This is a genomic window from Brevundimonas sp. (assembly GCF_030704825.1).
Taxonomy (GTDB): Bacteria; Pseudomonadota; Alphaproteobacteria; order Caulobacterales; family Caulobacteraceae; genus Brevundimonas.
The window spans coordinates 108,793-130,432 of sequence record NZ_JAUYNX010000022.1 but is presented as its reverse complement, the minus strand read 5'-3'; the positions used below and the strand labels follow the sequence as shown (position 1 = coordinate 130,432).

Here is a 21,640-nt window from a genome sequence, read left to right as displayed (position 1 = left end):
CGCCGCTCGATGGAAATTCCCTCGCCGCTCGCCGCCGCCTCGTCCGACGGAGATGACGCCTCCGTCCTGAATGTTGTATCTATTTGCCAAATGTTCCGGAGTCTGTCAGACGGGCGAGCTGGCCACACAAGCTAGAGTTTAGGCGGGCCCCTTGGGGTCCACAAGATTGATGAGGCGGGCCCCTTGGGGTCCACAAGATTGATGAAGCGGGCCCCTTGGGGTCCGCAAGATTGATGGCCGGACCATCGAGGGGATTTATGACGGGTGTCGCCAGAACCGCGCGGGCTCGCCTGACCGTGGCCTGGGCGGCGAAATTCGGCCTTCACGTCGGCCTGCTCTTCCTCGGCTTTGTCTTGGCCTATGAACTGCGCCGCCCCGTGCCCCTGGTCTGGTGGATGACCGACCCGGACGCGCTCCGCGTCATCCGCTGGGCCGGCCTCTATGCCCTGACCGGCGCCGGCGTCGAACTGATCTTCCAGTCGGAACGCTCCGCTTGGCGGTTCGCCTCCATGCGCGAGGTGGTGGGCCTGGTCCGCAACGTCACCGTCGCCACCGGTCTCTTTCTCGGCCTGATCTTCTTCCTGGATCGCGGCGTGCAGCTGCCGCGCTCGATCCTGCCCCTGACCTGGCTGGTCAGCCTGGCCTTGCTGGTCGGTTTTCGCATGGTCTGGCGCCTGCCGCACGACCCGGGCCTGGCGGCCCATTTCCTGCCCAGCTGGTGGCCGCGCCCGGCGACGGACCGGACGCCGCTGCTGATCGTCGGCCCGATGGCCGGCGCCGACCGCCAGCTCAGGTTGCTCCAGGGCGATCCCGACAGCCCGTATCAGCCGGTCGGCGTCGTCACCCCCCATCCCGAGAAGGTCGGCCTTCGTCTCCACGGCGTGCCCTTCGTCGGCGATCTGGCGACCTGGCTTCCGGCCCACGGCGGCCTGACGGCGCGGGGCGCCCGGCCGCACGCCGTCGTCTTTCTCGACGATCCGATCCAGGCCTACGGCTTTTCCACCGAGCGGATCGGCGAACTGCGGCGCGCCGGCCATATGCTGCTCAAGCCCCAGAGCATGACCGAGATCGGCGGCGCGCCCGGAGGGGAGAATGTATTGAGAGAGATCCCGCTCGAGGACTTCCTGCCCCGCAAGGCGATCGCCCTCGACCCGGCCCCGATCCGCGATCTGGTCGCCGGCCGCCGGGTGCTGGTCACCGGGGCGGGCGGCAGCATCGGCTCCGAACTCTGCCGCCAGCTGCTGGCGCTCGGCTGCGCCCACCTCGCCATGGTCGACCATTCCGAGTTCCTGCTGTTCAAGATCGACCGCGAACTGGCCGGCGTGGGCGGCCCCGCTGGCCGTCGCGCCATCCTGGCCAATGTCCGTGATGCGGACCGCGTCGCCGAGGTGGTCCGCGCCGAACGGCCCGACATAATCTTCCACGCCGCGGCCCTCAAACACGTCACCCTGGTCGAGAACAATCCCGCCGAAGGGGTCCTGACCAATGTGCTCGGCACCTGGAACGTCATCCAGGCCGCCGTCGCCCACGGGGCGGCCCAGTTCGTGCTGATCTCGACTGACAAGGCCGTGGCCCCGACCAATGTCATGGGCGCGACCAAACGCATCGCCGAGGCGCTTCTGGACCTGGCCCCCAGGGGCGGTACGCGGATGACCGCCGTGCGCTTCGGCAATGTCCTCGGCTCGGCCGGCTCGGTGGTGCCGATCTTCCGCGACCAGATCGCCCGCGGCGGCCCGGTCACCGTCACCCATCCCGAAGTCAACCGCTTCTTCATGACCATCCCGGAGGCGGTGCAGCTGGTTCTCCACAGCGCCGCCACCGGCGCCGGCGCGCGGCCGGGGGGGCCGCGCAAATTCCTGCTGGAAATGGGCGAGCCGGTCAGGATCGCCGACCTCGCCCGCCAGATGATCGAACTCAGCGGCAAGACCCCGGACGTGGATGTCATGATCGAATTCACCGGCCTGCAACCGGGCGAGAAACTGGCCGAGGTCCTGAGCGACGAGGGCGAGGAGGCCCGGCCGTGCGTGGAGGGGATCATGGAGCTGCTCTGGCGGCCCTGCCCCGACGAGACTTGCCTGGCCGACATCCTCGCCCTGGTGGACCAGTCCAGGCTGACCGACGATCTCCCGGGCAGGCGCGTTCTGGAGGTGGTTGACGCGATCCGGTCCTGACCCCTTTCGGCAAACTCTGCGATCAAGAGAGGACGTCTGTCCTGATCATCCCTCGGCCGCAGGCGATCAAGGAACTGCCGCCACTCCAGCCGGGCGACGTCCCGACACTTTCGCCGACGTTAGCGGACTTGTCGCCAGGATCGGATATCGACCCACCACGTCGGTCAAGGAGGGTGTCACGCGCTTCGTCGAATGGTAGAGGTCATTCTACGAAGTCTAGGTTTTATTGTGGAAGTGTATTCTCAAGTCGGTTGATGCGCGATTCGGGCTTCCCTTGGGAGCATTGATCTGCACGGCCGGCGGACAGGATCCGCTTTCGCGGCTCTTATGATGAACGCGACGACAAGTCGATCCGCCCACCTGTCGTTGCTCGGACGAATCCATAATTCGTGGCCTTGAAGGAATACGTCGAGATGATGCCTGTCGGCAGTGAGCGAATTGCAGTTCTGGGCCTGGGCTATGTCGGCTTGCCGCTCGCCGTCGCTTTCGGAATGAAGTTCGATACGTTGGGCTTCGATATCAACGCCGAACGGATCGATGAGCTGCGGCGCGGCATCGACCGAACACTGGAGATCGACACTCAGGAACTGGTCGCCTCTGATCGCTTGACCTTTACTTCTGACCCTGCGGCGCTGGCAGGCTGCAATGTCTTCATCATCACCGTTCCGACACCCATAGACGAGCACAAGCGCCCTGATCTTTCGGCCTTGCTGCGCGCGAGCGAGACCGTGGGCAAAATCCTCAAGAAGGGTGATGTGGTCATCTATGAATCCACTGTCTATCCCGGCGCCACCGAGGAGGATTGCGTGCCGGTGCTGGAACGCATGTCTGGCCTGGCGTTCAATGTGGACTTTTTTGCCGGCTATAGCCCCGAACGAGCCAATCCGGGTGATCGGCAGCATCGCCTGGCGACGATCGTCAAGGTGACGTCCGGGTCCACTCCGGCTGTCGCGGACTTTGTCGACAAACTATACGGCGAGATTGTCACCGCGGGTACGCACAGGGCGCTGTCGATCAAGGTCGCCGAGGCGGCCAAGGTGATCGAAAACACGCAACGGGACCTGAACATAGCCCTCGTCAACGAGCTGGCGATCATCTTCAACCGCCTGGGAATCGACACCGAGGCGGTGCTCCAGGCCGCTGGCACCAAATGGAATTTCCTGCCGTTTCGGCCGGGTCTGGTCGGGGGCCACTGCATCGGCGTCGACCCATATTATCTTACGCACAAGGCACAGGCCTCAGGATATCATCCCGAGGTGATCCTCTCGGGGCGGCGCATCAATGACGGCATGGGCACCTATGTGGTGTCCCAGCTGATCAAGGCGATGCTGCGCAAGGGTATCGAGATGGCCGGCTCTCGCGTCCTCCTGCTCGGACTCGCCTTTAAGGAGAATTGTCCGGACCTGCGTAATACCCGCTGTGTCGATATCCTGCGCGAGCTGGAGGAATACAATGTCACCGTCGATGTCCACGATCCTTGGGTTGATCCCGACGAGGCGCGCCACGAGTATGGAGTGTCGCTGATCGAAACGCCCGAAGCCGGAGTCTACGACGCCATCATTCTGGCGGTCGCTCACCAGCAATTCCGCGAGTTGGGTGCCGAGGGCGTCGCCGCCCTCGGCCAGCCGGCCTGTGTTGTCTATGACCTGAAGTATGTTCTACCGCCGGGAGCGTCCGACCTCAGATTGTGACGAAGGCCGCACGGACGTCGGGAAGGCGTCGTCTCGTCCTGATCTCTCCTGATGCGCGGCAATCCTCGCCGCTGTCAGGCAGAAAATCCACTTATGACCCTGCCCAGATTCCCAGGCCGGCGGCGGTGGATCCGGGCTCCTTGCCTTGGCCTGTTCGGCGTCTCAAGGTGTACGCCCTGCAAGGAAAATGGGTTGCAACGCAGCGAGAACCGGATAGACGAACGTGATCTGCCACATGAAGTGTGTTTGGACCGCGCGCAGGGTCCCGTGGGCTTGCGACCTGTTGAACGAGAAGCCCCGCTAAATGAAGCAAGCTCGAGAGCGCAACCGAGTGCCCCTGAAGATTGGACAGGTGGAGGTAGGAGCGGGCGCACCCGTATTCGTCGTGGCCGAGGTGGGAATGGCCCATGACGGAAGTCTGGGCACAGCGCATGCCTATATCGACGGGGTCGCCGGAAGCGGCGCCCAGGCGATCAAGTTCCAGACTCATATCGCAGCCGCGGAATCGACCCCCGGGGAACCGTTCCGGAAGAAATTCTCCTATCAGGATGCGACCCGCTACGATTATTGGGAGCGGCTCGAATTCACGCCCGAGCAATGGGCGGGCCTCAAGCGGCACGCTGAAGAGGTTGGCCTGATTTTCCTGTCGACGCCCTTTTCGTTCGAGGCGCTCGACCTTCTGGTCAATATTGGGGTTCCTGCCCTCAAGGTGGGATCGGGAGAGACCACCAACCTGCCGATGCTGACGGCGATGGGGCGTACTGGTCTCCCCGTGCTCCTGTCGACGGGCATGGCGTCCTGGGCCGAAATCGACGAGGCGGTGGCGACGCTGGAGTCGCATCATGACCAGATTGGCATATTTCAGTGCACGACGGCCTACCCCTGCGCGGCCGAGCAGGTCGGCCTGAATGTCGTTCGGTCGTTGCGGGACCGCTATCCCTACCCGACTGGCCTGTCGGATCATTCGGGCCTGCCCTATGCCTCAATCGGGGCCTGCGCGCTCGGCGCGGACATGATCGAGGTCCATGTGGTTTTTTCCAAGGCGTGTTTCGGTCCTGATACCGGCGCGTCCGTCGTTCTCGGCGATCTTCCGGCGCTTGTGGAGGGGTGCCAGTTCGTCCGCCGGGCGATCGCCAACCCGATCGACAAGGACGCTGTCGCCGTTGAGATGCAGGATCTCAAGACGCTGTTCGGCAAGTCGGCTTACGCAACGCGGGACATGGTGGCCGGCGAGACGCTTGAGATGGAGGACATGATATTGCGCAAGCCGGCGGTGGGGATCCTTGCGAAGGATGTGGAGCGTGTGTCCGGTCGGACCTTGACGCGGGACGTGCCGCGCGGCGCAGTCATCACCTGGACCGATATCGGGGGCAACCATGGCTGATGCGCCCCGCCGGGTCTGCGTCGTGCTCGTCGACCGCGCCAACTACGGTCGCATGCGTCCCGTCATGCAGGCGCTGGCACGGGATCCCGAGATCGAGTTGCTGACCATCTGCGCCGGAACAATGCTCCTCGAGCGGTTCGGCATGGCGGCCAACGAAGTCGAGCAGGACGGTTTTCGCATCGACGATCGAGTCTATCTGGAGATCGAGGGCTCGACGCCCGCCACGATGGCGAAGTGCATCGGCCTTGGCGTTATCGAATTCACCTCTGCTCTGAATCGATTGGCGCCGGACCTGTTGCTGATGATCGGCGATCGCTACGAGGCTCTGTCCGCAGTGATCGCGGCGGCCTACATGAACATCCCTGTCGCCCATATCCAGGGCGGAGAGGTGTCGGGATCCATCGACGAGAGCACCCGGCACGCCATCACGAAGCTGTCCCATATGCATTTCCCGGCGACGGAACGTGCGGCGGATTACATTCGGCGGATGGGGGAGCCCGCCGAAACCGTGCACAATGTCGGCTGTCCGGTCGGCGACTATATCCTCTCGCTCGAAGGGGACCTGCCGCGCGAAGTTTTCACAAGAGCGTCCGTCGGCGCGTCGGTCTATCCAGACGCACCCTATCTGCTGGTGATTTTCCATCCCGTAACCACTGAAATCGCGTCCCAGACCTATCAGGTCGAGCAGTTGCTCGCCGCGCTGGAACAAGTGGGTATGCCGACCGTCTGGCTGTGGCCAAACGTCGATGCCGGGTCCGATCAGATTTCCAAGGTGCTGCGGAAGTATCGCGAGCACAATAGCGACAGCTGGCTCTGCCTGCTCAAGAACCTTCCGCCGGTAACCTATCAGAAGGTCCTGATGCGGGCGGCCTGTGCGGTCGGCAATTCGTCCAGCTTCGTGCGGGACAGCACCTTCTCCGGCACACCGGTCGTTCTCGTCGGCAATCGGCAAGAGGGGCGCGAGTACGGATCGAACCTGATCACATGCGCCGCCGAATCGGCTTCGGTCCTGGACTCGGTGACTCGCCAACTCGCGCACGGCCGATACGCGATCGACGGGCTTTACGGCATCGGCGACGCCAGCCCCCGGATCGTGGAAGCGGTCAAGGCGTTCCGGCCCCGCGCGCAGAAGCGCCTAAGCTACATCTACGAAACGTGAGCGTCCTGATCCTGGAACCCGAGGCCTATAGTCCGGCGGCGGTGGCGCTTTACAGACAACTCGCGCCGGTGCATCTCGCGACCGCTCCGGATCCGTCGAATGTCGAGTTCCTGGTTGTGAGACTGGGACATTATATTGGTCGCGAGCTGCTGTCCGCTTTTCCCCGGCTGCGGCTCATCGCGACGCCGACGACCGGGCTGAATCACATCGATACCGCCTATTGCGACGAAGTCGGACTTCGCGTCGTTTCGCTGCGGGACTGCCCGTCCGCGATCGAACAGGTCACCTCGACTTCGGAGCTGGCGTTCGGGCTTCTGCTGGCGCTGCTTCGTCACATACCCGCTGCCGCGCGGGATGTGGTGGAGAGCGGACGCTGGGATCGGGACCGCTTTCAGGCGAGGCAGGTGCAGGGCTTGCGGTTGGGCCTTATCGGCTTCGGCCGTATCGGCCGGCACGTTGCCGGCTACGGCCGCGCATTCGGGATGCATGTGCGGGCATGCGATCCGTATCTGGATGATGCAGCATTCTCCGATCAACAGGTCGAAAGGGCCGAGTTGGCCGATCTCCTCACGGCGAGCGATATCCTGTCCATTCACGCAAAGTACACGGCGGAGACCGACGGGCTGATCGGTCAGGCCGAGATCGCGCAGATGCGGGCGGGCGTGCTGCTGATCAACACCGCACGGGGCGAAATCCTCGACGAGGAGGCGGCGGCGCTCGCGTTGCGCCGCGGTCACCTCGCCGGTATCGCGGTCGACGTTCTGGCGCGCGAGAACCTCGTCGCCGGCGACTTGGGGCGGAATCCGTTGGTTGCAGCGGCGCGCGACGGTTTCAACGTCCTGGTCACACCGCACATCGGCGGCGCCAGCCGCGACGCGATGCACCTGACCGAACAGAGCCTCGCGGCCTATATCGTCAACGAAGTGGTGCATTGTGGCTAATACGTCGGTCGCCCGAGTCCTTGGCCTGCTTCCCGCGCGAGGCGGCTCCAAGGGAATCGCCGGCAAGAATCTGAAGACCCTCCACGGGCGCCCCCTGCTTGGCTGGGCGGCGGCTGCGCTTGCAGAAGCGAAGACTGTGGACTATCGGTTGTGCTGTAGCGACAGCGAGGCGATCCTTGAGGTCGCGCGCCGTTTCGGCCTTCGAACGCCCTGGCTGCGCCCTCCACATCTGGCCGAGGACAAGAGCTTGGTCATCGATGTCATTCGCCACGCGCTCGATACGCTCCAGGAACGCGAAGGGATGGATTTCACGCACGTCGCACTCGTCCAGGCCACAAGTCCCACGGTCCTGGCGCAGGATATCGATGCGGCGGTGAATCTCGCGCTGGAAAGCCGGGCCGATACAGTGATCGCCGGCTACGACGCGGGTCAGCGACACCCCAGCGCCATGTTCACGCTCGACGACGAGCACAAGGCACATTGGATCCTGCCGGCGGACGTGCGAATGGCCCGCCGCCAGGACTTGCCCCCCATCTTTGTCCGCACCGGCCTAATCTACGTCATTGCCGTCGAGATGTTGCGGAGAACCGGATCCATCTACGGTGAAACCATTTCGGCGGTGATCATTCCTGAGGAACGGGCGATCACCATCGATACGATGACAGATTTCAGGATTGCGCAAATCTTGCTTGAGGAGAGCATCAATGGATAGTTTCAAGGGCGACGGTTCGAGTTTCGATGCGAATTGGCGCACGACCGAGGAAGCGGGTTATCTCCATTGGACGCGTGGGAGCCCGCAGAACCAGATCCAGCTGGCGTTCCGCAACCACTGGCTCACCTTTCCCCAGCTGATCGGCCGGGACACTCCGGGCCGGGTGCTTGAGGTCGGGTGCGGGCGCGGCTCGTTGAGCGCCTATTTCGCGGATGCCGGCTGGGACTGCACCTTGCTCGACCTCTCCCCCAAGGCGATCGAGCTCGCGCAGAAGGCCTTTGACGCGAACGGCCTGCGCGCCAGCTTCGATGTGGGCGACTGCCTCAAGCTGCCCTATGAGGACGGCAGCTTCGATGTCGTCTTCTCGATCGGCCTGCTGGAGCATTTCGAGGAAATCACGCCGGTGATCAGCGAACAGGCCCGGATCCTCGCGCCCGGCGGGCTCTTCATCGGTTATGTCGTGCCGAGCATGCCGGAAAACGTCCAGAAGGACTATGAGTGGATCAACGACATCATCAAGGCGCTTGTCCCCGCACAGGTGGACGGGATGCAGAAGGTGGAGGTGTTCCGGTCCGACACGATGTCGCCCCGCTATCTGGAGGCGATGGCGGAAGTCGGCCTGGAGGATAATCGGGCGATCGGCACCTATCCGCTCCCGATGATCAGCCATTCGACCGCCTTTCCCTTCTCGCTGATGGCGCCCGCCGCCGAGACCGCACTCGTCGCGCATTTCGAGAAGATGCTGAAGGAGCGCGCCGCCGGCGCGCCCATGGGCAATCCGTGGTTGTGCGAAGAGGGCTTCGGGCAGGCGTTCCTGGTGTGGGGCAGACGTCCAGCCTGAGAGGCGTGCGCCACCATCCCCACCACGACGAAAGAGACCCATTGATCATGCTGCCTCTGAAGGGGTTTCGCCTCGGATTCGACCCCCTCGTTCAGCGTGTTTCAAACGCGTTGGATCCGCTGTCGGCGCGCGCGTTTCGCGGGCGACGCGTCGCTGCGGTCGACGATATCAGCGCCGACCGCGGGAATGTGGTGCTGCTGCCGTTTCGAGTCACGTCGGGCGCAAGCTGGTTCGAACTGGTCCTGGCAAGAGCATTGCGGCAGCGCGGCTACCGGCCCCTGATCGGCGTCGGAGAACGGGCAGTGAATTTCGCCGACGGCTATCTCGTCTCCGGCGAGCGCTTCCGGGATCGGTATCTCAACCTTTGGCGCACCGAGCGTTTCGTGCGCTCATTCGGCGAGGCGCCGCTCCATTTCGACCGGTTGCTCGGCGCAGCCACGCTGGAGTCCCTGCGAGCAGAGGCAGCCGCCGCGCCGATCGAGCAGATTCCGACCTACTCCAAATATGGTGTCGATATCGGACGGCAGGTGATGAGCTCCTTGTGCCGCTACTTCCTGCAAAGCCGGGTGGAAGTGGAGGCCGAGCCCGAAATCGCCCGTGGCTTCCTTTTGACCGCGCTGGTTTCCCTCGAGGCGGCACGTAAAATTCACGAAACCTACGCGCCAAAGCTGCTGATCAGCTCGCATGGCATCTATGCCTCGTGGGGCGTCTTCTGCGATTATTTCAAGATGGTGGGCACGCCGTTCGTGACGTGGGGCTTCCAGTATAAGAGCAATGCGTTCCTGTTCAGTCACAACCAGAGCTATCATCAGGATGTGATTTCCGAGACGGGTGCTGTCTGGCAGGGGCAGGCGCTTGATCCGGTGCGCCGGTCGGAACTGCTCGAGTACATCACGCGCAAGGGGAGCGCGAGCCACTCCGACAACATCAACTACTACGCCGGCACCAAACCGCTCGGGGCGCCGCTTCGCCAGACATTGGGTATCGCTTCGGAGGCCAGGGTCTTCGGCATGTTCCCCAATCTGGGCTGGGACGCGCAGATTTCCTTCAAGCCCAAATTCTTTGCGACGATGAATGACTGGCTGGTGGAGACGGTCGCCTGGTTTGCCGAGCGCCCGGAGCTGTCGCTGATCATCCGGGCGCACCCGGCGGAAATCCGCGTGGGTTTCGAGACACGCGAGAAGTCCGCTGACATCCTGAACGCTGCCTTCGAGACCCTGCCACCGAACGTGCATTTGATCGCACCGGGTAGCTCCACCTCGAGCTACGACGTGTTGGAGGAAGTGGACGGATGCCTCGTTTTCGGCTCCAAGTTCGGGCTCGAGGCCGCGGTCCAGGGCAAGCCAGTCCTGACCGCCGGCGAGGCCTATTTCAGTGGGAAGGGCATCTCTTTCGACCCTGTTTCAAAGGCGGATTACTTCGACTTGCTTGGCCAGATGGCGCAGGGTTTGCAGCCGCGGCCGGAAATGGTCGAGGCCGCGCTCGGGTTTGGCTATCACTATCATGTCCGGCGACAGATAATCCTGCCCCTCGCGGAAATGCGCGGCCCCCGCTTCATCGATTATCTGTTCGACGACGAGACCGCCCTCGCGCCCGGCGGGATCCCCGAACTCGATCATCTTATCGAGGCCTGTCTGACCGGCAGGCCATTCCATGCCCTTGGAAGCTGAGCAAGCGCGAGAACTGTCGCCGCCGGGGATGTGAACGACATGAATATTGTACTATCGGCGTTGCGATTCAATCCCGGAAAGACATACGGGGCCGAAGTCTATCTGGCGCACATGTTGTCGGCATTGGCGCGCGTCGCAACGTCACACAGGCTGATCGTGCTCTGCGCCTCGGCCTCGCGCGACTGGTTCATCCGCGAATTTCCCGGGATCGAAGTGCGCGACCATCCGATGCCGCGGGGCACGGTGCTGGCGCTGGCCGAGGAGCAGCGCGTCGCCGCGTCGCTGATCCGGGCCGCCAAGGGGGACGTCGCCTTCTTTCCGTTCAATCTGATGCCGATCGTCCCGGGCCCGACGGTCCTGATGGTGCACGACCTGGCCGCCTTCTACTACCGGTCGAACTTTCCGCGATATCGCCCGGCCTTCAACCTGGCGCAGAAAATCATGGTGTCGGTGTCCATCCGCGCCGCCCGAGCCATCGTGACTCCGAGCCGGGCCGCGGCGGAGGAGGTCGCCCGCCATTTTCCGGCCGCCGCAGCCAGGATCACCACCATTCCCGAGGCGGTCCCGTCGCTGTCGGGCGACAGCGGCGCGACGCTTCCCGATGCATGGACACAGGGCCCCTACCTGCTGCTCCAGACCGGCGCGAAGCTTCCTCACAAGTCGCAGCATACGAGTTTGGAGGCGCTCGCCCTGGTGAAGGAGAGGGCGCCGCATCTCTACGACCAGCTCCAGCTCGTGGTGACCGGGGGAGACGCGGCGGAGCTGGCCGATTTGAACGCTGTCGCGCTTCGTTGCGGTGTCGCGGATCGCGTGCACCTGGCGGGGCGCGTCCCGCGCGAGGTATTGGGCGCCGTATCGGCGCGGGCGGACGTGCACCTGTTCCCGACCCTGTACGAGGGTTTTGGCCTGGGCATTGTCGAGGCGCTCTCGTTGGGCAGGCCTTTCCTCGCCAGCGACCTGCCGGTGCTGCGGGAAGTGGCCGGGGGGGAGGGCGTCTTCTTCACTCCGGGCGACGCGGCCGAGATGGCGACGAAGCTGGAGGCCATGCTGGCCGCTCCGCCCCTGCCGACGACGGCGCCGGCATGGACGTGGGACGATCATGCGCGAGAGTTGTTGTCCGTCCTGTCGGCGCAAGAGTAGGCATGTGAAGCCGACGCGCTTGCAACAGGGAACAGACCGCTGACCTCCGATATCCAAGCTCACCGGCGCCGGATCAACATCAACGGGCTATGGTATCTCGCCGCGGGGATCGGGGGGCACGCCTATGTCCTGGTCTCATTGCCGATCCTGACCTGGGCCCTCTCGAAGCAGCACTTCGGGGCCTATGTGATCTTCGCCCAGATCGTGATGTCGCTGCAGATGGTGATGAGCGCACTTTTCGGCAGCGCGATCCTCCGGTTGCGGATCGATTTCGAAGGCGACGATCAAAAGGGCTTCCTTGCGACGATCTTCCTGGCGGCCGGCGTGGTGCAGTTGCTCCTCGCCGCGGTGCTTGCCCTGGCCGGCCATGCGCTTCTGCCGTGGCTCTATCCCAATCTGGCGATTCCCCTGGGCCTCCTCCCTCTCTATGTCGGCGTCTGGTCGCTGGTCATGACCACGCGCAGCCTGGCGCTGACGCTCATCAAGTCGTTGGAGCTGCCCAGGCGCGTGCTGGTCCTCAATCTCGTCTACGGCGCGGCGCTCATTCTCTTCCTCTGGCTCTTCCTTGGCGACGGGCAGGGCGACATCACGTCCGCGCTTCAAGCCATGATCCTGGCTGAGTCCGTCGCGATGCTCGCGGCGTTCGGCTTCCTGGCGCGCCACTTGAGCGGTCGGATGCGGCTGGCCTATCTCCGGCATTCGCTGCACTTCACCGGACCGTTGGTGTTCGGAACCATGCTCTTCGCGCTCGTGCTCAACCTCGATGGAGTGGTGCTGGCGCGGTACATCGATCTGAGCGCGATGGGCGTCTACGGCCTCGGTGCGATCCTGGGCAAGAGCACGGCCATCGCCGTGACCGCCTACATCTCCTCCTACAGCACCCGGCTGATCAATCTCTATGGCGCGTCGGGCCGGACGGCGGTGGAGGGGATGCTGCCCCACGTCATGAAGGACAATCTCACCTTGCTGACGGTCGTGACCCTTGGCGTCGTGATGTGCGCCGAAGGGCTCGTCCAGCTTCTTGCGGCGGGGCCGGGCTATGCGTTCGCCGCCTGGGTGCTCGCCGGCGGCGCCGTGGCGAATCTGTGCCGCAGCGTCTTTCAGGTCTATTACAACGGCCTCTTCATCGTGAAGCGAACCGGGCGGCTGCTGATGTTCAACGCCCTTCTCCTCGTCGTGACCGCAATCGTCATGGTGTTGCTGGCGGAGGCTGCCGGTGCGAGCGGGGTCGCGTTCGGGCTGGCCGTGGCCTATCTCCTGTTGTCCATTCCGATCGCCGTTTCCGCGCGATCCGATTTCCGATGGCGCTTTCCCTGGCCGTCCTTCGCGCGAAGCGTAGCGTCCGTGGTGGCTGTGCTGGTCGGGACCCTGGTCATTCTGGATTTCGGCTGGGGGTTCCACGACAGCGCTTTTTGGGCGACGAAGGCGATACAGACCGCCCTCGTGGCTGTCTTTTGGGCGGGGCCATTGTGGGCGTTGTTGTTCCCGGAGAGAAACGCTCAGAGGCATTGCGCTGCCGAGGACCCGGAGAGTAGTTCATGCGGAAACTGAGAATGGATCTGGGGGTCGTGGCCCTCACGCTGGCTTTTTTGCAGCTCAATTTCCAGCTGGTCTTGTACAGCGCGCTTGGCCTCTCTGTTCAAGACGGCGCTTCGCACCCGCTATTGCTGGTCTGGGTGGTGGCGCCGATGCTGTTCCTGGGCGTTGCGCTTGTGCGGCTGGCAGCCACCCGTAGATTGACCAGTGTTACCGAACTCGCCGCCTTGGCGCTTCTGCTGGTCTGTTCGGTCCACGCCGTGTTCATTTCCGCAAGTCATGGCCTCAACTCGGGCGCCTTCGCCTTTCTGACATGGGCGACATGGATCGGCGTATTCCTCTACCTCTCCCGGGACATGAGCAAAGATTGGCCGAAGTTGGTCATGAGCTTGTTGATATTGGGCGGGATACTGAATGCCGTCCCCATTATCTATGAAAGCATAACCGGCACTGCGCTCTTCAAGACCGCGACAATTGCAGATGTAACGCGACGTTATGGAATCAATCAGAGCATATCACTTGTTGGACTACAACTCGCGCTTGGAATTATTGCGACGTGTTATTACGTAATGAAGGACTACAAAAAGATATTGCCTATCCTGATTCTCGTAATCCAAATTACCGGCTTGATCCTATCTGCAAGCAGGGGGCCGTTGATCTACATGTCGATTTCACTTGTCGCAATTGCGACATTCTTGCCTAAATCGCCCAATCGGCGAGTGCTTGTCATTTTCACAGTAGGGCTATTTGTCTTATCGACGGTTTTGTACCTGCTGACCGCCCGCGTCTCTTTGGCCGGAGATGATCAACTGGGGTTCGTGCTCAGCGCTCTGACCATAAGCGACGCCGGCAACAGCGAGCGGCTCGCCTATTTCGCCTATGCATTTGATATGTGGACCGCGAGCGCCTGGACCTTGATCGCAGGCTATGGATCGGGGTTGTTGTCGTTGCTCGCGGTCAGGTCGGGCGGCGTCGAACTGGGCGCGGAAAGCAGTGCGATCAAGGTCCTGCTTGAACTCGGCGTGCTGGGGGCGCTGCCCTTCTACATCGTGGTCGCAACAACCTTTAGACGTGGCATTCAACTGTGGCGTAGCCGGGTCGACGATCGCCTGCCGTATATCATGGGCGCCTTCATCGTCATCGTGCTGCAGTTGACCTTCCACGAGACGCTGAAGGCCTGGGTCGGGGCGATGTATTTCTGGATGTTGGCTGCCGCCATACTTCACGTCGGGAGAGCCTCCCGCCGCGTGCCTCAATCGCGACCCCCGTTTACCAGACGCGCCCGCGCGGGCCTGCATGGGGCGAGCGCTCGATGACGAAGCGCATCATGATCGTCGGACCCTATGGCGGGATGAATCTGGGGGATGATTTGATCCTCCACCAGATCCTGACGGCTCTCGCCGCTTTCGATCTTCAGATTACTGTTTCATGCAGCGACCCCGATCACGTGGCGCGGTCATTTGGCGTGAAGACATGCTCCTTGCTCGAGTATCGCCGCTGGGACACCGAGAGTCTGCGGATGATGAATCAGCTCGACGGCGTGATCATCGGTGGCGGAGAGCAGCTTAGCGAGCCAAGGGTAATCAACCCTTTCTGGGGTCATCTGGCGCGCACTGCGCATCTGTGCCGCGCCGCGCGCCGGAGGAAGGTGCCCGTGATGCTCTGGGCGGTGGGGCTGGATCGGCTTCGCTCGAGACTGTCGCGAGCCTTGCTGCGCCAGTGGGTATTTCGCGAAGGCGTCAGAAGCTGCCTGCGCGACCCGGCCTCCGTGGAGCGCGCGCGCACTATCATGCACGGAAGCTATGATGGGCTGCACCTGGTGGCGGACCCGGCCTATGATCTGCCCCGCTACAGCCGCGGTACACTCGATCCCGAACGGGCGCGACACCTGGGGCTGCGGCCCGACGACGGCGCGCGCCTCCTGATCGTGCCAGCTTACGACAAGTTCGTGGACCTCGGCTATCTGGAGGCAATTGCGGCGTTCGCCCGCGCGGAGGCCGCTCGCGGAACGCAGATCTATGGCTGGACCACGGATTTACAGAAAGGCTATGACGACATTCTGCTCGACCATCCGCTCTGGAAGGACATCCCCGGTTTCACCTGGCTGAAGCGGGAATATGTTCGGCCGGAGGAGATGGCGCCGCTCATCGCCGAGTTCGGTTCCGTGATCAGCGCGCGAATGCATCCGATCATCATCGCCCACACTCAGAATGTTCCGACCTATATGCTGGCCAGGAGCGCCAAGATGGTCTCGATGATGGACAGCCTGGGTATTCTTGGAGCGAGACTCTCCGAGGTGTCGGCTCCGCACATCGAACGCAGCCTGGGGGAGCAACGGGAGGCTCGCGTCGGCACTTGCGATGAGAGATCACTCTCCGAAGCGCGTTCGCGGGCGCAGCGCTGCGTCGATCATTTTCGCGCGGTCATGTTCGACGAGCGCGAGCGGACTGACCCTGCCGCAGCTTGCAGCCATACGGCAAACCTTCTGCCTCCGGTGCGCATCGCAGAAATTCGAAAAACATAGCCTGCTCTGGACTGAGCCGGCTAATCCCTGCGCACGAATACCGAGAAATAGCTGAGCCCAACGCGCGCCTCCCGACCGAGAATGTCGGAAAGCTGCGTTTTGTAGACGTTCCCAAGTCGGTGCCAGATCGCGTCCACGGTTGGGCGTCTCATATCCACTGCTATCACCTTGGGCGGCGGGAGATCGAAAATGTCGGTGCAGACCGCGAGCTTGTAAGACGTGCCGTCCTGCTCAAGCGCCGGGCCGTCGATCAGCACGAAGTCGAACTCCTCGCTTGGCAGGCCTTCGTATCGCGCCTCCATTTTGTCGGCGTCGATGCGCTTGGGGCAGATGACGAACTCGACGATGTCGGCATACCCGAGCGCGGCCACCATCTGCGCGGTCAATCCCGCCCATTCCTCGGACTCATCGACGGAGACGACGCGGGCGCCGGTTTCCTTGGCGTACTTCGCAAAGACGGGGGTGGTGCCGCCCGAACCAATCTCAAGGATCGACAGGGGCAGGTGCTGCTTCAGCAGGCGCTCCAGATCGACCAGCTTGTAGCGCTGTTTCGGGGCCTTCACCGACGCAGCGGACTGCGCCGCGAGGACCTTGTCGGCGAACGCGAAGTCCCCACGGTTCTCCCGCTCGTCCTTCGCGATGCATTTATCCGCTCTGGCGGAATTGGAGATACCGAGCAGGTATCCTAGCTCGCGCAACTTGGCTTTGACTGCTGACATTTCCGAGGCCCCAACGAAAGTCGATGCTGGCGAAGGCCCGTTTATACCTTGGCCAGTGTGCATATCTACATATCGCGGATTCACAGAAAGGCTACGACGACATTCTGCGCGACCATCCGCTCTGGAAGACATCCCCGGTTTCACCTGGCTGAAGCTGGAATATGTTCGGCCGGAGGAGATGGCGCCGCTCATCGCCGAGTTCGGTTCCGTGATCAGCGCGCGGATGCATCCGATCATCATCGCCCACACCCAGAATGTTCCGACCTGTATGCTGGCCAGGAACGCCGAGATGGTCTCGATGATGGACAGCCTGGGCCTTCTTGGAGCGAGACTCTCCGAGGTGTCGGCTCCGCACATCGAACGCAGCCTGGAGGAGCAACGGGAGGCTCGCATCAGCGCCTGCGATGAGAGATCACTCTCCGAAGCGCGTTCGCGGGCGCAGCGCTGCGCCGATCATTTTCGCGCGGTCATGATCGACGAGCGCGAGGCGGACTGACCTTGCCGCAGCTTGCAGCCATACGGCAAACCTCCTAACGAGGGTGCGACGCGCGGGGACGGTGGGCTTTGCGCTGCACCGCCCAACGGGTGTTCACTCGAACGGGATCTTTCGTGTCCCTATAAGCCGAAGTGAAATCGGGAATGGAGCGGGGGCAGATGAGTGCGCATTGTATGAACGCGCGGTGCGGTTGTGCGCCGGCTGCAGCGCCGCCGCCGTCCATTGCACGCGCGCGCAGTTATTAATCCCGCCCGGAGAGTCTGATGTTCGGCAACAAGACCCTGCTCATTACCGGGGGTACGGGATCGTTCGGCAACGCGGTGCTGCGCCGTTTTCTCAATTCCGACCTGACGGAGATCCGCATCTTCTCGCGTGACGAGAAGAAGCAGGATGACATGAGAAAGCTCTACAACAGCGATCGCGTGAAATTCTATCTGGGCGACGTGCGCGATCCGGGCAGCGTCCGCGGGGCGATGCGTGGCGTGCATTTCTGTTTCCACGCGGCGGCGCTGAAGCAGGTTCCCTCGTGCGAATTCTACCCGATGCAGGCGGTGCTGACGAACGTGAAGGGCACCGACAATGTGCTCGACGCGGCTATCGCCGAAGGCGTGGAGCGCGTGATCTGCCTGTCGACCGACAAGGCGGTCTATCCGATCAATGCGATGGGCATGTCGAAGGCGCTGATGGAAAAGGTGATGGTCGCCAAGTCGCGCGGCTTGCGGGACACGATCATCTGCGGCACGCGCTACGGCAATGTGATGGCCTCGCGCGGGTCGGTGATCCCGCTGTTCGTGCGCCAGATTCGCGACGGCCAGCCGATCACCGTCACCGACGCCAGCATGACGCGATTCATGATGTCGCTCGATTCCGCGGTCGAACTCGTACTGCATGCCTTCGAGCACGGCGCCAACGGGGATATCTTCGTACAGAAGGCGCCTGCATCGACCGTCGGCGACGTGGCGCAGGCGGTCCGCGAGCTGATGGGGCGCCCCGATCACCCCATCAACGTCATCGGCACCCGGCACGGCGAAAAGCTCTATGAGACGTTGCTCACGCGGGAGGAGACGGCCAGGGCCGAAGACCAGGGAGAATATTACCGCATCCCTCCCGACCTGCGGGAGCTCAACTACGCCCAATATTTCGCCGAGGGCGAGGAGCGGATCAGCGAGGCGCGCGACTATCACTCGCACAATACCGACCGGCTCGACATGGAACAGACCAAGGCCCTGCTGATGACATTGCCCTATATGCAGGCAGTGGCTCGCGGCGAGGCAGTCGATCCCGATCTGTAAGTCTGTCTGATGCCTGAAGGGGAACGCAACGACGGCCGGCTTCGGGTGCTCCTGATCAGCCATTATTATTGGCCGGAGCCCTTCCGCATCAATCAGGTGACGGAGGATCTGATCGCCGCTGGCGCCGACGTCACGGTCCTGACCGGACATCCGAGCTACCCCGGCGGCAAGGTATTTGAGGGATATCAGGCGCATCGGCTGCAGCACGAGCGCCACCCCGCGGGCTATTCGATCTACCGGGTCCCCGTCGTTCCGCGTGGCGACGGCCGCGCGCTGCGGCTCGTCCTCAACTATATGTCGTTTGTCGTCAGCGGGATCGTCTTCGGCGCCTGGCTGCTGCGCGGGCAGCGCTTCGACGTCCAGTTCAACTATACCACGACGCCGGCCTTTCAGGGCTTTGTCGGCGTCTGGTTCCGCCTGATCAAGCGTGCGCCGCTGGTGTTGTGGATCCAGGACATCTGGCCGCAGGCGCTCCAGGCGACCGGTTTCGTGAAGTCGCCGGCGATCCTCGCGACCGTCGGTTGGATCACGCGCCGGCTCTACCGCTGGTCGGACCTGATCCTGTGCCAGTCGCGGGCATTTGTGACGATGCTGCGTCCCGAGGCCGGCCGGGTGCCCGTGCGTTTCTTTCCCAATCCCGGCGAGCACCCGCCTGCGCCGGGCGCGGTGCAGGCTCCGGTGCTGCCGGCGAACAAGTTCAATGTCGTGTTCGGCGGCAATCTCGGAACGCTCCAGGCGATGGAAACCGTCGTTGCCGCGGCGCGCCTGCTACGTGACGAGCCCGATGTTCAGATCACGCTCTTCGGCAGCGGCGCCATGCAGGACTGGATCGCTGCCCAGATCGCCGAGCACGACATCGCGAACCTTGCGCTCGCGGGACGGCTGCCGCCCGAGGCCATGCCGCAGATCTATGCGCAGTGCCAGGCGCTGCTGCTGACGCTCGTCGACTCGCCGGATCTGGCGCAGACCGTGCCGAGCAAATTCCAGTCCTATCTCGCCGCGGGCATCCCGCTCCTGGTGGCCGTCAACGGCGAGGCCGCGGAACTGGTCGTCGAGGCCGGAGCGGGGATGGCCGTGCCGGCCGAGGATGCGGCGGCGCTCGCCGATGCGATCCGCGAGCTGAAGCGTCGCCCTGCAGAGCAGCGCTCAGCGATGGGTCTCGCGGCCCAGCGTTACTTCGACAAGAACTATCGACCAGAGCAACTCGCCGAAACGCTTCTTGTGCTACTAAAAACTGCAGCGGATTGCGGTTGGCCGCCGGACGACGTCGGGCTCAAACAGGGAGATGCAAAATGAGCGCGCCGACGCGGGTCCTGGTGCTGGGAATCACGGGTATGCTGGGCAACGCCATGTTTCGGCTGTTGTCGGAGGATCCCCGGCTGGAGGTACGCGGGGGCGCCCGGTCGACTGCCGCAGCGAGCCGCTTTGCCGAACCTTTGCGAGCACGAATCTTTGGCGGGTTCGATGGCGAAAGTGCGGACCGGCTCGCGGAATTGTTCGCAACCCATCGGCCGGAAGTGGTCGTAAATTGTGTTGGCCTGGTGAAGCAGCTTGCGAACGCCAATCGGGTCCTCGACGCGATTCCGATCAACACGCTACTGCCGCACCGCTTGCTTCAGCTGTGCACGGCGGGCGGAGCCCGGCTTGTCCACATCAGCACGGATTGCGTGTTTTCTGGAAAAGAGGGTGACTATCGCGAAAGCGACCAGCCCGATGCGACTGATCTCTACGGACTCAGCAAGCTCCTGGGCGAAGTCGCCGCGCCTAATGCCATCACTCTTCGGACATCGATCATTGGCCACGAACTGGACTCGGCGAACGGCCTGCTCGGCTGGTTTCTGTCGCAGCCCGGCCCGGTTCGGGGGTTCCGCCGCGCGATCTTCTCCGGCCTCCCGACCGTCGAGCTGGCGCGCATCGTGCGCGAGCATGTCCTCCCGAGACCGGAGCTTCATGGCCTCTATCATGTCTCGGCTGATGCCATCGCCAAATACGATCTGCTCCATCTGTTCGCCGCGGCGTATGGCCGGGACATCGAGATCGCGCCCGACGATTCGCTGGTGATCGACCGTTCGCTCAACTCGGACCGTTTCCGGGACGCAACGGGCTATGCGCCGCCTTCCTGGCCGGAACTGGTCGCCACAATGCACGCGTTCGGCTGATCGCCGGACAGTAATTAGGGGAATTGCCATGCTGCGCGTGATGACGATCGTTGGCACTCGGCCCGAGCTGATCCGCCTCTCGCTCACGATTGCCAGGCTCGACCAGTGCTGCACGCACTTCCTCGTCCATACCGGGCAGAATTACGATTACGAGCTCAACCAGATCTTCTTTGAGGACCTGGGTATTCGCCAGCCCAACCGGTTCCTTGAAGCGGCCGGCGCGACCGCCGCCGAGACGATCGGAAAGGTCATTATCGCGGCCGACCGCGTGCTCGACGAACTCAAGCCGGACGCCGTGCTGATCCTCGGCGACACCAACAGCAGCCTCGCCGCGATCCCCGCCAAACGGCGCCGAATCCCCGTCTTCCACATGGAAGCCGGCAACCGCTGCTTCGATCAACGCGTGCCCGAGGAAATCAATCGCGTCATCGTGGACCATATCTCCGACATCAACCTGACCTATAGCACCATCGCGCGCGACATGCTGCTCCGCGAGGGGCTGCCGCCCGATCGGGTGATCAAGACCGGAAGCCCGATGTTCGAGATCCTGACGCACTATCGGCCCAAGATCGATGCGTCCGACGTGCTGGCGCGGCTGGACCTCACGCCTTTGTCGTATTTCGTCGTAAGCGCGCATCGCGAGGAGAACATCGAGGCGGACCGCAACTTCTTCCGGCTGGTCGATATCCTGAACGGCATCGCGGAACGATATGGCCAGCCAGTGATCGTCTCAACTCACCCCCGGGCCAAGAACCGCATTGTGTCGGCGGGGGCGGAGTTCCACCCGCTGGTGCGCCTGATGAAGCCGCTCGGCTTTTTCGACTACGTGCGGCTGCAGCTCTCCGCGCGCGCGGTCCTTTCCGACAGCGGCACGATCACCGAGGAAGCCTCGATCCTTAATATCCCCGCGCTCAACATCCGCGAGGCGCACGAGCGGCCCGAAGGGATGGAGGAAGCCGCGGTGATCATGACCGGCCTCAATGCGGATCGCGTCACGCAGGGTCTGGAGATGCTCGCGACCCAGACGCGCGGCGCGAATCGAACCTTCCGGCTGGTGGCTGACTATTCGGCGCCTAACGTGTCGGAGAAAGTCGCGCGGATCATCCTGAGCTATACCGACTATGTACGCCAAAATGTCTGGCGGGAGCATCCGGGCGCATGAGTGCAAACGAGCGAGGCCGGCGACTCGCGGGCGGGAGTCGGCG

General features: G+C 63.2%; 18 protein-coding genes. 17 read left to right on the top strand and 1 reads right to left on the bottom strand.

Annotation, left to right across the window (positions count from 1 at the left end):
• The first annotated feature begins 257 nt into the window (after nucleotides 1-257).
• The 12 genes from Q8Q71_RS12515 (at nucleotide 258) to Q8Q71_RS12460 (ending at nucleotide 15,769) form a co-directional block, all read left to right on the top strand.
• The gene (locus Q8Q71_RS12515; RefSeq protein ID WP_305759927.1) at nucleotides 258-2,171 is read left to right on the top strand and encodes a nucleoside-diphosphate sugar epimerase/dehydratase; all 1,914 of its coding nucleotides are present in this window, start codon (nucleotides 258-260) and stop codon (nucleotides 2,169-2,171) included.
• A 395-nt stretch (nucleotides 2,172-2,566) separates the two neighbouring features.
• On the top strand, nucleotides 2,567-3,862 hold the full coding sequence (tviB, locus tag Q8Q71_RS12510) for a Vi polysaccharide biosynthesis UDP-N-acetylglucosamine C-6 dehydrogenase TviB (protein ID WP_305759926.1): 1,296 nt from the start codon (nucleotides 2,567-2,569) through the stop codon (nucleotides 3,860-3,862).
• Between the two features lie 331 nt (nucleotides 3,863-4,193).
• On the top strand, nucleotides 4,194-5,246 hold the full coding sequence (locus Q8Q71_RS12505; protein WP_305759925.1) for an N-acetylneuraminate synthase family protein: 1,053 nt from the start codon (nucleotides 4,194-4,196) through the stop codon (nucleotides 5,244-5,246).
• A complete protein-coding gene (gene neuC / locus Q8Q71_RS12500) occupies nucleotides 5,239-6,405 on the top strand; it encodes a UDP-N-acetylglucosamine 2-epimerase (RefSeq protein WP_305759924.1) in 1,167 nt (388 codons plus the stop codon). Before Q8Q71_RS12505 ends, neuC begins: the two co-directional genes overlap by 8 nt.
• Nucleotides 6,402-7,346 (top strand): D-isomer specific 2-hydroxyacid dehydrogenase family protein, encoded by a 945-nt coding sequence (locus tag Q8Q71_RS12495; protein WP_305759923.1) that lies wholly within the window; start codon nucleotides 6,402-6,404, stop codon nucleotides 7,344-7,346. Before neuC ends, Q8Q71_RS12495 begins: the two co-directional genes overlap by 4 nt.
• The gene (locus Q8Q71_RS12490; protein WP_305759922.1) at nucleotides 7,339-8,058 is read left to right on the top strand and encodes a cytidylyltransferase domain-containing protein; all 720 of its coding nucleotides are present in this window, start codon (nucleotides 7,339-7,341) and stop codon (nucleotides 8,056-8,058) included. The genes Q8Q71_RS12495 and Q8Q71_RS12490 overlap by 8 nt, the downstream gene beginning before the upstream one ends.
• Nucleotides 8,051-8,899, top strand: a complete 849-nt coding sequence (locus Q8Q71_RS12485) for a class I SAM-dependent methyltransferase (RefSeq protein WP_305759921.1) — start codon at nucleotides 8,051-8,053, stop codon at nucleotides 8,897-8,899. The genes Q8Q71_RS12490 and Q8Q71_RS12485 overlap by 8 nt, the downstream gene beginning before the upstream one ends.
• Nucleotides 8,900-8,946: 47 nt before the next feature.
• The gene (locus Q8Q71_RS12480) at nucleotides 8,947-10,569 is read left to right on the top strand and encodes a hypothetical protein (RefSeq protein WP_305759920.1); all 1,623 of its coding nucleotides are present in this window, start codon (nucleotides 8,947-8,949) and stop codon (nucleotides 10,567-10,569) included.
• A 39-nt stretch (nucleotides 10,570-10,608) separates the two neighbouring features.
• Complete coding sequence (locus Q8Q71_RS12475) at nucleotides 10,609-11,709, top strand: glycosyltransferase family 1 protein (protein WP_305759961.1); 1,101 nt, start codon at nucleotides 10,609-10,611, stop codon at nucleotides 11,707-11,709.
• Between the two features lie 138 nt (nucleotides 11,710-11,847).
• Nucleotides 11,848-13,260, top strand: coding sequence for a lipopolysaccharide biosynthesis protein (locus Q8Q71_RS12470; protein ID WP_305759919.1), 1,413 nt, complete (start codon nucleotides 11,848-11,850; stop codon nucleotides 13,258-13,260).
• Nucleotides 13,248-14,561, top strand: coding sequence for an O-antigen ligase (locus tag Q8Q71_RS12465; RefSeq protein WP_305759918.1), 1,314 nt, complete (start codon nucleotides 13,248-13,250; stop codon nucleotides 14,559-14,561). The genes Q8Q71_RS12470 and Q8Q71_RS12465 overlap by 13 nt, the downstream gene beginning before the upstream one ends.
• Nucleotides 14,558-15,769: a polysaccharide pyruvyl transferase family protein gene (locus tag Q8Q71_RS12460; RefSeq protein WP_305759917.1), complete on the top strand. Its 1,212-nt coding sequence runs from the start codon at nucleotides 14,558-14,560 to the stop codon at nucleotides 15,767-15,769. The genes Q8Q71_RS12465 and Q8Q71_RS12460 overlap by 4 nt, the downstream gene beginning before the upstream one ends.
• A 20-nt stretch (nucleotides 15,770-15,789) precedes the next feature.
• On the opposite strand, the gene Q8Q71_RS12455 is transcribed toward Q8Q71_RS12460, so the two are convergent.
• Nucleotides 15,790-16,488, bottom strand: a complete 699-nt coding sequence (locus Q8Q71_RS12455) for a class I SAM-dependent methyltransferase (RefSeq protein ID WP_305759916.1) — start codon at nucleotides 16,486-16,488, stop codon at nucleotides 15,790-15,792.
• A gap of 178 nt (nucleotides 16,489-16,666) precedes the next feature.
• On the opposite strand from Q8Q71_RS12455, the gene Q8Q71_RS12450 reads away from it, so the two are divergent.
• The 5 genes from Q8Q71_RS12450 to wecB all read left to right on the top strand — a co-directional run bounded on the left by Q8Q71_RS12450 (nucleotide 16,667) and on the right by wecB (nucleotide 21,597).
• Nucleotides 16,667-16,984 carry a hypothetical protein gene (locus Q8Q71_RS12450; protein WP_305759915.1) on the top strand — a complete coding sequence of 106 codons (318 nt, stop codon included), beginning with the start codon at nucleotides 16,667-16,669 and terminating at the stop codon, nucleotides 16,982-16,984.
• A 263-nt stretch (nucleotides 16,985-17,247) separates the two neighbouring features.
• Nucleotides 17,248-18,276, top strand: coding sequence for a polysaccharide biosynthesis protein (locus Q8Q71_RS12445; RefSeq protein ID WP_305759914.1), 1,029 nt, complete (start codon nucleotides 17,248-17,250; stop codon nucleotides 18,274-18,276).
• A gap of 9 nt (nucleotides 18,277-18,285) precedes the next feature.
• Nucleotides 18,286-19,572, top strand: a complete 1,287-nt coding sequence (locus Q8Q71_RS12440; protein ID WP_305759913.1) for a glycosyltransferase family 4 protein — start codon at nucleotides 18,286-18,288, stop codon at nucleotides 19,570-19,572.
• The gene (locus tag Q8Q71_RS12435; protein WP_305759912.1) at nucleotides 19,569-20,435 is read left to right on the top strand and encodes an SDR family oxidoreductase; all 867 of its coding nucleotides are present in this window, start codon (nucleotides 19,569-19,571) and stop codon (nucleotides 20,433-20,435) included. The genes Q8Q71_RS12440 and Q8Q71_RS12435 overlap by 4 nt, the downstream gene beginning before the upstream one ends.
• 28 nt (nucleotides 20,436-20,463) lie before the next feature.
• On the top strand, nucleotides 20,464-21,597 hold the full coding sequence (gene wecB, locus Q8Q71_RS12430; protein ID WP_305759911.1) for a non-hydrolyzing UDP-N-acetylglucosamine 2-epimerase: 1,134 nt from the start codon (nucleotides 20,464-20,466) through the stop codon (nucleotides 21,595-21,597).
• The last annotated feature ends 43 nt before the right edge of the window (nucleotides 21,598-21,640 follow it).

Bases quoted from the DNA above. Each gene is read 5' to 3' on its own strand.
- Q8Q71_RS12485 (WP_305759921.1), top strand. From the start codon at position 8,051: ATGGATAGTTTCAAGGGCGACGGTTCGAGTTTCGATGCGAATTGGCGC.
- Q8Q71_RS12475 (WP_305759961.1), top strand. From the start codon at position 10,609: ATGAATATTGTACTATCGGCGTTGCGATTCAATCCCGGAAAGACATAC.
- wecB (WP_305759911.1), top strand. From the start codon at position 20,464: ATGCTGCGCGTGATGACGATCGTTGGCACTCGGCCCGAGCTGATCCGC.
- neuC (WP_305759924.1), top strand. From the start codon at position 5,239: ATGGCTGATGCGCCCCGCCGGGTCTGCGTCGTGCTCGTCGACCGCGCC.
- Q8Q71_RS12480 (WP_305759920.1), top strand. From the start codon at position 8,947: ATGCTGCCTCTGAAGGGGTTTCGCCTCGGATTCGACCCCCTCGTTCAG.
- Q8Q71_RS12460 (WP_305759917.1), top strand. From the start codon at position 14,558: ATGACGAAGCGCATCATGATCGTCGGACCCTATGGCGGGATGAATCTG.
- Q8Q71_RS12440 (WP_305759913.1), top strand. From the start codon at position 18,286: ATGCCTGAAGGGGAACGCAACGACGGCCGGCTTCGGGTGCTCCTGATC.
- Q8Q71_RS12515 (WP_305759927.1), top strand. From the start codon at position 258: ATGACGGGTGTCGCCAGAACCGCGCGGGCTCGCCTGACCGTGGCCTGG.
- Q8Q71_RS12450 (WP_305759915.1), top strand. From the start codon at position 16,667: ATGGCGCCGCTCATCGCCGAGTTCGGTTCCGTGATCAGCGCGCGGATG.
- Q8Q71_RS12465 (WP_305759918.1), top strand. From the start codon at position 13,248: ATGCGGAAACTGAGAATGGATCTGGGGGTCGTGGCCCTCACGCTGGCT.
- Q8Q71_RS12445 (WP_305759914.1), top strand. From the start codon at position 17,248: ATGTTCGGCAACAAGACCCTGCTCATTACCGGGGGTACGGGATCGTTC.
- Q8Q71_RS12435 (WP_305759912.1), top strand. From the start codon at position 19,569: ATGAGCGCGCCGACGCGGGTCCTGGTGCTGGGAATCACGGGTATGCTG.
- Q8Q71_RS12455 (WP_305759916.1), bottom strand. From the start codon at position 16,488: ATGTCAGCAGTCAAAGCCAAGTTGCGCGAGCTAGGATACCTGCTCGGT.